Origin of the sequence: Streptococcus mitis, assembly GCF_023109235.1 — a bacterium.
Taxonomy (GTDB): Bacteria; Bacillota; Bacilli; order Lactobacillales; family Streptococcaceae; genus Streptococcus; species Streptococcus mitis_DA.
In genome coordinates, this window is the sequence record NZ_JALDUC010000003.1 from 137,552 (window position 1) to 147,467 (window position 9,916).

At 42.4% G+C, this 9,916-nt stretch carries 9 protein-coding genes; 5 read left to right on the plus strand and 4 right to left on the minus strand.

Annotated elements, in window-relative coordinates; translation table 11 throughout:
* Nucleotides 1-10 precede the first annotated feature (10 nt).
* Together M1F55_RS03190 and M1F55_RS03195 are read right to left on the minus strand one after the other, a co-directional pair.
* Entirely contained in the window at nt 11-916 is a 906-nt protein-coding gene (locus M1F55_RS03190; protein WP_000242267.1) for a magnesium transporter CorA family protein, read from the minus strand.
* Between the two features lie 57 nt (nt 917-973).
* Nucleotides 974-1,534: a mechanosensitive ion channel family protein gene (locus M1F55_RS03195; protein ID WP_024057615.1), complete on the minus strand. Its 561-nt coding sequence runs from the start codon at nt 1,532-1,534 to the stop codon at nt 974-976.
* A 151-nt stretch (nt 1,535-1,685) separates the two neighbouring features.
* On the opposite strand from M1F55_RS03195, the gene sstT reads away from it, so the two are divergent.
* Entirely contained in the window at nt 1,686-2,891 is a 1,206-nt protein-coding gene (sstT, locus tag M1F55_RS03200; protein WP_024057614.1) for a serine/threonine transporter SstT, read from the plus strand.
* A 67-nt stretch (nt 2,892-2,958) separates the two neighbouring features.
* Nucleotides 2,959-3,912 carry an aromatic acid exporter family protein gene (locus M1F55_RS03205; protein WP_247947266.1) on the plus strand — a complete coding sequence of 318 codons (954 nt, stop codon included), beginning with the start codon at nt 2,959-2,961 and terminating at the stop codon, nt 3,910-3,912.
* 461 nt (nt 3,913-4,373) lie between these two features.
* On the opposite strand, the gene M1F55_RS03210 is transcribed toward M1F55_RS03205, so the two are convergent.
* Nucleotides 4,374-5,918 carry a peptide chain release factor 3 gene (locus M1F55_RS03210; protein WP_001025437.1) on the minus strand — a complete coding sequence of 515 codons (1,545 nt, stop codon included), beginning with the start codon at nt 5,916-5,918 and terminating at the stop codon, nt 4,374-4,376.
* A gap of 298 nt (nt 5,919-6,216) precedes the next feature.
* Nucleotides 6,217-6,291, minus strand: a complete 75-nt coding sequence (locus tag M1F55_RS03215; protein ID WP_229294538.1) for a hypothetical protein — start codon at nt 6,289-6,291, stop codon at nt 6,217-6,219.
* Nucleotides 6,292-6,584: 293 nt separating this feature from the next.
* On the opposite strand from M1F55_RS03215, the gene gatC reads away from it, so the two are divergent.
* From gatC to gatB, 3 genes are read left to right on the plus strand one after another with little or no spacing between them, the layout of a single operon-like run.
* Entirely contained in the window at nt 6,585-6,887 is a 303-nt protein-coding gene (gene gatC, locus M1F55_RS03220) for an Asp-tRNA(Asn)/Glu-tRNA(Gln) amidotransferase subunit GatC (RefSeq protein ID WP_000705419.1), read from the plus strand.
* Nucleotides 6,887-8,353, plus strand: a complete 1,467-nt coding sequence (gene gatA, locus M1F55_RS03225; protein WP_247947267.1) for an Asp-tRNA(Asn)/Glu-tRNA(Gln) amidotransferase subunit GatA — start codon at nt 6,887-6,889, stop codon at nt 8,351-8,353. Before gatC ends, gatA begins: the two co-directional genes overlap by 1 nt.
* A complete protein-coding gene (gatB, locus tag M1F55_RS03230) occupies nt 8,353-9,795 on the plus strand; it encodes an Asp-tRNA(Asn)/Glu-tRNA(Gln) amidotransferase subunit GatB (RefSeq protein WP_247947268.1) in 1,443 nt (480 codons plus the stop codon). Before gatA ends, gatB begins: the two co-directional genes overlap by 1 nt.
* Nucleotides 9,796-9,916: the final 121 nt, after the last annotated feature.

Sequence of the window (9,916 nt, forward strand, 5' to 3'; positions counted from 1 at the left end):
TCCTTTTCTTTTATTTTCTAGTAATTTTCTTCAGCCATTGAGATAAGGCCACCCATAAAATCAAGCTAGTCATTAAGATATAAATCCAAGCATTTGGCTCTTCTGTAAATGGTAGAGGAACATTCATTCCGAAGAAACCTGTAATAACCGCAAGTACTGCTAGTAAGACGGAGATAATAGTCAAAATTGACAAACTATCATTCAAGTTATTGTTTAGGATGTTGTTGTAAGAAGCTGAGAGTTGTTGCAAGACTTGAGAAATCAAGTCTGTCATAGACACCAACTGATGGGCTTCAATCATGGCATCATCAAACTGCTCTCGTTCGACATCATTAAATCTCCGATAAAGAGCATGGCCCTGGATATGTTCCAAGAGGAGTCGATTTTGTTTTGCTGCTGCTGTCAAGTAAACCATACCAGTCTCCAAGTCAGAGAGGGCGAAGAGATTTTTCTTTGTTGTAGTTTGACGTAGCAAGGCACTAATTTCGTCCTTACTTTTATCCATCTCTTCAATGACAGGATAATAAGCGTTACTGATAATCTCTAAACCAGCAAAGAGAAACTTGTAAATAGAAAGCGACTCATGGCTATCCAGATAAGCTGACATCTGATCAATGACATAAGCATTCTTATGGTTGCTGATGGTAATCATTCGTTGTCTTTCGACGATAAAGGTCATGGGAATCGCTTCATAATATTCTTTGTCTTTTTCTAAATCAAGAACATTATAAATAAAGGTTACCGTCTCCGTTTCACGGTTATAATCCATATGAGCTCGTTCATTTCTATCCAGAGCATACTCAATGGTTTCCTTGTCCAATCCATAGATGTCAGAAAGATCTTCCATATTTTTAATCTTATCCACATCAAGGTCTATCCAGGTACAACCATTGCCCAACTGCTTTTCTAAAACCATCTTTTCTCCTTTATTAAACTCTTTCTATTGTACCACAAATTACTTAAAATAACAGGTCTAGTCTGTGCGTGAGAAATTGCTGACGACGGTGATATTCCGATTGGGAACGAAGTGCAGAACCTGATCTTCTCCTCTGAGTTGCGTTGTTCGAATGCCGACACTGACAACCTTGCCCGATACGGTAATAGGACCATTTGTCAAAACGACCTCATCTCCCACATCCAGTTGACGTTCAAAGAGGATGAAAAAGCCATTGATGACATCAGATAGAAAGCCTTGGGCTCCCATCCCAATAGCCACCCCAGCAATCCCAGCCCCTGCCAGCAAACTAGAAACTGGCAAACCTAAAATCGACAAAATGCAGTAAAGCAAAAAGAAATAAAGGGTATAATTAAACACATTTTCTAACAGACGTGAGATGGTTTTCTGACGCCCGATATCATGACGAGACATTTTTAGAGAAGGTTTGACAATTCTCTGCACCATGGTATGGAGCAATTTCTTAGCTATATAAAAGAGTAAAAATAAGAATAACAGAGAAATTAACTTGGTTAAGATATTTTCAATAATCGTTGTTATATCAAGCTTATTGAGGTAGGTTTGAATAAATTCTTTCATAGAAAACTCCTTTCATTTATTATACCATACTTTTACAAGTGATGAATCTCCATAAATATTCAAAAATAATAGCCAAAATAGACAGAAAATTCTTGATTTTAGCTCATATTTATACTATAATCATAAACATTACACAACAAAGGAGATTGTTATGAAAAAATTCATTCATGCTTGGAATAAGGCGAGTCTAATCAAACGAATTTTGATTGGCATGCTTATTGGAGGAACCCTAGGGCTGACACTTCCTAACATTTCAGGAATTGGTTTACTTGGAGATCTCTTTGTTGGTGGCCTCAAAGCCATCGCACCTATTCTAGTCTTTGCCCTCGTTGCCAATGCCCTTTCCCAACATCAAAAGGGGCAAGATAGCAACATGAAAACGGTTATCTTCCTTTACTTGGTAGGAACCTTTGCAGCAGCACTTGTTGCTGTCCTAGCAAGCTTCATTGTCCCTGTTGAGATTACCTTAAATAGTGCCAATACAGAAATCGCACCACCAGATGGGATTGGACAAGTCCTCAGCAACCTCTTGCTCAAACTAGTTGACAATCCAGTCAATGCCCTCATTACTGCCAACTACATCGGTATCCTATCTTGGGCAGTCATTTTCGGGATTGCTATGAGAGAGGCCAGCAAAAACAGTAAAGAATTGCTGAAAACCATGGCTGATGTGACTTCTAAGATTGTCGAATGGATCATCAACCTAGCTCCATTTGGTATTCTTGGTCTTGTCTTCAAAACCATCTCTGATAAGGGAATCGGAAGCCTAGCCAACTATGGAATCTTGCTTGCCCTCTTGGTGACAACTATGTTCTTTGTAGCCTTAGTAGTCAATCCATTGATTGCCTTCCTCTTTATGAAGAGAAACCCTTATCCCCTCGTTTGGAAATGTTTGCGTGTCAGCGGTGTGACAGCCTTCTTCACTCGTAGTTCTGCGGCTAACATCCCTGTCAATATGAAACTTTGCCACGATCTTGGACTAGATCCAGATACCTATTCAGTTTCTATCCCACTCGGATCTACTATCAACATGGCTGGGGCAGCGATTACTATTAACGTTTTAACCCTTGCTGCAGTAAATACTTTGGGTATCCCAGTTGACTTCGCGACGGCCTTTGTACTCAGTGTAGTAGCAGCAATCTCAGCCTGTGGTGCTTCTGGTATTGCCGGAGGATCCCTCCTTCTTATTCCAGTTGCTTGTAGCCTTTTCGGTATTTCTAATGATATTGCCATGCAAGTTGTCGGAGTTGGTTTTGTGATTGGGGTCATCCAAGACTCATGTGAAACAGCCCTCAACTCTTCTACAGATGTCCTCTTTACTGCTGTTGCCGAATACGCAGCAGCCCGTAAAAAATAACTCATAAAGACAAGCCTGCTCAGGTCTTGTCTTTTCCGCTTTTATTCTAACTTACTAGGAAATTCATATGTCTATTAGCCAACGTACGACCAAGCTCATCTTAGCTACCTGCCTTGCCTGTCTTCTTGCTTATTTTCTCAATCTCTCCTCAGCTGTCTCGGCTGGAATCATCGCCCTCTTAAGCCTATCCGATACCCGTAGAAGTACCTTAAAACTGGCCCGCAATCGGCTCTTTTCCATGCTTCTAGCTCTAGCTATTGGTGTTTTGACTTTTCACTTGAGCGGATTTCATATCTGGAGTCTTGGCCTCTATCTGGCCCTCTATGTGCCTCTAGCCTACAAGATGGGCTGGGAAATTGGCATCACACCAAGTAGCGTTTTGGTTAGCCATCTCTTGGTGCAAAAATCAACCTCTCCAGAGCTTCTAGTCAATGAATTCCTTCTCTTTGCAATCGGTACAGGATTTGCCTTACTTGTCAATCTCTACATGCCTTCACGAGAAGAGGAAATTCATCACTACCACACATTGGTAGAAGAAAAGTTAAAAGATATTCTCCAGCGCTTCAAATATTATTTATCCAGAGGGGACGGACGCAACCGAGCACAGCTGGTGGAAGAATTAGACACTCTTTTGGAAGAAGCCCTCAGACTGGTCTATTTGGATCACTCAGACCACCTCTTTCACCAGACTGATTACCATATTCACTACTTTGAGATGAGACAGCGACAAAGTCGTATCCTGCGAAATATGGCCCAGCAAATCAACACCTGTCACCTAGCTGCCAGTGAGAGCCTGATTTTAGCCCAACTCTTTTCAAAAATTGCAGGCCAACTAAGCCAGACCAATCCCGCTTCTGATTTGCTAGATGAAATTGAACGTTATCTGGAAGTCTTCCGGAACCGCAGTCTACCCAAGACAAGAGAGGAATTTGAAACTCGCGCCACCCTTCTTCAACTCCTACGTGAAGCCAAAACCTTCATCCAAGTCAAAGTTGATTTTTACCAAAAATATGGACAGTAAAAAAGAAAACTTCAGAACAATCACAAAAGGTGAATATCTGAAGTTTTCTTTTATTTGTAAGTTATCACCATAAAGGTTAATAGTAAAACGAATAAGTTCTAATATTCAACATCTTTTTATAGAAAGCTAAGATAAAACCCTACATACTTTGCTGTCTTATTAGCCACGACACTGAGTTTTACAAATCGATTACATTTACAAAACATAGTTAGTAAGGCAGTTAGCTAGGCTACTTCCTACCAGTTACGACAGAAAAATCCACGAATCCATAATATTCGTGGATTTTTCCTAGTGAAGCGTTTAGGTAAGCCGCAATAGCGGTTACCTATTATTAGATTACGACACTGAGTTTTACAAATCGATTCCATTTGTAAAACTCAGTTAGTGAAGCAGTTAGGCAAGTCTAATAGGACTTGCCGTAGCCTACTTAGATTGCTTTGCAATCAAGTAGGCTTACTGAATCACATCTTCTCTTCCAACTCTACATCTGGATACTTGTCCGCAAACCAGCGGAGGGCAAAGTCATTTTCAAAGAGAAAGACTGGTTGGTCAAAACGGTCTTTAGCCAAGATATTTCGACTTGACGACATCCGTTCATCCAAGTCCTCAGGCTTAATCCAACGAACGGTCTTTTTACCCATCGGGCTCATAACCACTTCTGCATTGTACTCGCCTTCCATACGGTGTTTAAAGACTTCAAACTGGAGTTGACCAACAGCGCCTAGCATGTACTCGCCAGTTTGATAATTCTTATAAAGCTGAATGGCACCTTCTTGCACCAATTGCTCAATCCCCTTGTGGAAGGATTTTTGCTTCATAACGTTCTTGGCAGAAACTTTCATAAAAATTTCAGGTGTAAAGGTTGGCAGCGGTTCAAACTCAAACTTATTTTTTCCAACTGTCAAAGTGTCCCCAACCTGATAAGTACCTGTATCGTAAACCCCGATGATATCACCTGCCACGGCATTGGTTACATTCTCACGACTTTCCGCCATAAACTGGGTAACATTAGACAGCTTGGCGCCCTTACCAGTACGAGGTAGGTTGACACTCATACCACGCTCAAACTCACCCGATACGATACGTACAAAGGCAATACGGTCACGGTGTCGAGGGTCCATGTTGGCTTGGATTTTAAAGACAAATCCTGAGAAGTCCTTATCGTAAGGATCAACAATTTCTCCGTCTGTTTTCTTATGTCCATGTGGCTCTGGAGCAAACTTGAGAAAAGTTTCAAGGAATGTTTGCACACCAAAGTTTGTCAAAGCTGAACCGAAGAAGACTGGTGTCAATTCTCCAGCCAGAATAGCTTCCTCTGAAAACTCATTCCCAGCTTCATTTAAAAGTTCAATATCATCCTTGACTTGCTCGTAGAAAGGGTTGCTGCCAAAAAGCTTGTCCCCATCTTCTAAACTAGCAAAACGCTCATCCCCTTTATAGAGCTCCAAGCGTTGGTTATAGAGGTCATAGAGCCCCTCGAAGGCTTTCCCCATCCCGATTGGCCAGTTCATCGGGTAACTCGCAATGCCTAGTACTTCTTCTAATTCTTGCAAGAGGTCCAGTGGCTCACGTCCATCACGGTCTAGCTTGTTCATAAAGGTGAAGACCGGAATACCACGGTGTTTGACAACCTCAAACAATTTCTTAGTTTGGGCCTCGATACCCTTGGCAGAGTCCACGACCATAACAGCAGCATCTACCGCCATCAAGGTACGATAGGTATCTTCTGAGAAATCCTCGTGCCCTGGTGTGTCGAGGATATTCACGCGCTTACCATCGTAGTCAAATTGCATAACAGATGAAGTAACCGAGATCCCACGTTGCTTCTCGATATCCATCCAGTCAGACTTGGCAAAAGTCCCTGTTTTCTTTCCTTTTACGGTACCAGCCTCACGAATCTCGCCCCCAAAGTAGAGCAACTGCTCAGTGATAGTTGTTTTCCCCGCGTCCGGGTGGGAGATGATGGCAAAGGTACGACGTTTCTTAATTTCTTCTTGAATATTCATAAGTTCTCTTTCTTTGATTCTCTATTTTTCTTGTTTCAATAGCTAAGAATGATTTCTACATTGGATTTTACCATTCCTTTCAACACTCCATTATATCGGATTTTAGCATTTTTTTCAATTTCTATTTTATATCAGACACTGCTAAAGTAGAACAATTCCCCTTGCAATTTTTCAAATAAATGTTACAATAAATATAGAAAAAGGTGTTGCGACAACAACACCCCACAGAGCCGTTTAAGACGGTGGCTGTAATTACATAACTAAAAAATAGCTCGTTAACTCGCCAAAGTTAGGACGGCTATTTTTTTGTCTCTTTTACCAATTCAAGGATGAACCTTAGGAGCGTGATAACAAAGTTACCAGCTACAAACATGAGTGTCAAAGCCTCAAAAGGGGACAAATCTGGTTACTCCTTTCTACTAAGATTTTACAGGTTCTGCACATAAGCATCACCATCCTTTCGATTTTGTAACCACCGTCTTCACTTCTCTGTTAAACTATTGTACCATATATTTTCCCCTTTGAAATCCGCTTTTCAAATAAATCATCATCAGAATCCGTTCTCCATCCTATACCTGTCTTTTTTCATCTTTCCTTCCCTTATTTATAGGAAAATATGGTAAAATAGAACAGACTAAAAATCATCATTTCACGAAAGGATGCAAGATGAAAATTACGCAAGAAGAGGTAACACACGTTGCCAATCTTTCAAAATTAAGATTCTCTGAAGAAGAAACTGCTGCCTTTGCGACCACCTTGTCTAAGATTGTTGACATGGTTGAGTTGCTGGGCGAAGTTGACACAACTGGTGTCGCACCAACTACAACTATGGCTGACCGCAAGACCGTTCTACGCCCTGATGTGGCCGAAGAAGGAACAGACCGTGATCGCTTGTTTAAAAACGTACCTGAAAAAGACAACTACTATATCAAGGTACCAGCTATCCTAGACGATGGAGGAGATGCCTAATGACTTTCAACAATAAAACCATTGAAGACTTGCACAATCTCCTTGTCTCTAAGGAAATTTCAGCAACTGAATTAACACAAGCAACACTTGAAGATATCAAGTCTCGCGAGACCGCTATCAACGCTTTTGTTACCATCGCTGAAGAGCAAGCTCTTGCTCAAGCTAAAGCTATTGATGAAGCTGGAATCGATGCTGATAATGTCCTTTCAGGAATTCCACTTGCAGTTAAAGATAATATCTCTACAGACGGTATTCTTACAACTGCAGCCTCAAAAATGCTCTACAACTACGAGCCAATCTTTGATGCGACAGCCGTTGCCAATGCAAAAGCGAAAGGCATGATTGTCGTAGGGAAAACCAACATGGACGAGTTTGCCATGGGTGGATCAGGTGAGACTTCTTACTACGGTGCCACTAAAAATGCTTGGGACTACAGCAAGGTCCCTGGTGGATCATCAAGTGGTTCTGCTGCAGCTGTAGCCTCAGGACAAGTCCGCTTGTCACTTGGTTCTGATACTGGTGGATCTATCCGCCAACCTGCTGCCTTCAATGGGATCGTCGGTCTCAAACCAACCTACGGAACAGTTTCACGTTTCGGTCTCATTGCCTTTGGTAGTTCATTAGACCAGATTGGACCTTTCGCTCCGACTGTTAAGGAAAATGCCTTCTTGCTCAATGCTATTGCAAGCGAAGATGCCAAAGACTCTACTTCTGCTCCTGTCCGCATTGCCGATTTTACTTCAAAAATCGGCCAAGACATCAAGGGCATGAAAATTGCTTTGCCTAAGGAATACCTTGGTGAAGGAATTGACCCAGAGGTTAAGGGAACCATTCTGAACGCAGCCAAACACTTTGAAAAACTTGGTGCTATTGTTGAAGAAGTGAGTCTACCTCACTCAAAATACGGTGTTGCCGTCTACTACATCATTGCTTCATCTGAAGCTTCATCAAACTTGCAACGTTTTGACGGTATCCGTTACGGCTACCGCGCAGAAGATGCAACCAACCTTGATGAAATCTATGTAAACAGCCGTAGCCAAGGTTTCGGTGAAGAGGTTAAACGCCGTATCATGCTTGGTACATTCAGTCTTTCATCAGGTTACTATGACGCCTACTATAAGAAGGCTGGTCAGGTCCGTACCCTCATCATCCAAGATTTCGAAAAAATCTTTGCGGATTACGACTTGATTTTGGGACCAACTGCACCAAGTGTTGCTTATGACTTGGACTCACTCAATCACGATCCAGTTGCCATGTACTTGGCTGACCTTTTGACCATTCCTGTCAACTTGGCTGGTCTTCCAGGGATTTCGATTCCTGCTGGATTCTCTCAAGGTCTACCTGTCGGTCTGCAATTGATTGGTCCTAAGTACTCAGAAGAAACCATTTACCAAGCTGCTGCTGCTTTTGAGGCAACAACAGACTACCACAAACAACAACCCGTGATTTTTGGAGGTGACAACTAATGAACTTTGAAACAGTCATTGGACTTGAAGTCCACGTAGAGCTCAACACCAATTCAAAAATCTTCTCACCTACTTCTGCCCACTTCGGAAATGACCAAAACGCCAACACTAACGTGATTGACTGGTCCTTCCCAGGAGTTCTGCCAGTTCTCAATAAAGGTGTTGTCGATGCCGGTATCAAGGCTGCTCTTGCCCTCAACATGGACATCCACAAAAAGATGCACTTTGACCGCAAGAACTACTTCTACCCTGATAATCCAAAAGCCTACCAAATTTCTCAGTTTGATGAGCCAATTGGTTATAATGGTTGGATTGAAGTCGAGCTAGAAGACGGTACGACTAAGAAAATCGGTATCGAACGTGCCCACCTAGAAGAAGACGCTGGTAAAAACACCCACGGTACAGACGGCTACTCTTACGTTGACCTCAACCGCCAAGGGGTGCCATTGATTGAGATTGTATCTGAAGCAGACATGCGTTCTCCTGAAGAAGCCTATGCTTACCTAACAGCCCTCAAGGAAGTTATCCAGTATGCTGGTATTTCTGACGTTAAGATGGAAGAAGGTTCTATGCGTGTGGATGCCAATATCTCCCTTCGCCCTTATGGTCAAGAAAAATTCGGTACCAAGACTGAGTTGAAAAACCTCAACTCCTTCTCAAACGTTCGTAAAGGTCTTGAATACGAAGTCCAACGTCAAGCTGAAATCCTTCGCTCAGGTGGTCAAATCCGTCAGGAAACACGCCGTTACGATGAAGCGAATAAAGCAACCATCCTCATGCGTGTCAAAGAAGGTGCTGCAGACTACCGCTACTTCCCAGAACCCGACCTACCACTCTTTGAAATCTCAGACGAGTGGATCGAAGAAATGCGTACAGAGTTACCAGAGTTTCCAAAAGAACGCCGTACACGTTACGTCTCTGACCTCGGCTTGTCAGACTATGACGCTAGCCAGTTAACTGCAAATAAAGTCACTTCTGACTTCTTTGAAAAAGCTGTCGCCCTCGGTGGCGATGCCAAACAAATCTCTAACTGGCTCCAAGGAGAAGTTGCTCAGTTCTTGAATGCCGAAGGCAAGACACTTGAACAAATAAAATTGACACCAGAAAACTTGGTTGAAATGATTGCCATCATCGAAGACGGCACGATCTCTTCTAAGATTGCCAAGAAAGTCTTTGTCCACCTGGCTAAAAATGGCGGCGGTGCGCGTGAATATGTGGAAAAAGCAGGTATGGTTCAAATCTCAGATCCAGCTGTCTTGATTCCAATCATCCACCAAGTCTTTGCCGATAACGAAGCCGCTGTTGCCGACTTCAAGTCAGGCAAACGCAACGCAGACAAGGCCTTCACAGGATTCCTTATGAAAGCAACCAAAGGACAAGCCAACCCACAAGTTGCCCTTAAACTACTTGCACAAGAATTGGCAAAGTTGAAAGAAGAGTAATATGTAAAAGAAACCAGCCCTGAGGTTGGTTTTTTCTCCCCTACGCTAAATTCCCAAACTAACTTCCACCGTTAATCCAAGTGGAAGTTAGTCTGATAAAAATCGTAAAAACCAGTGGAAA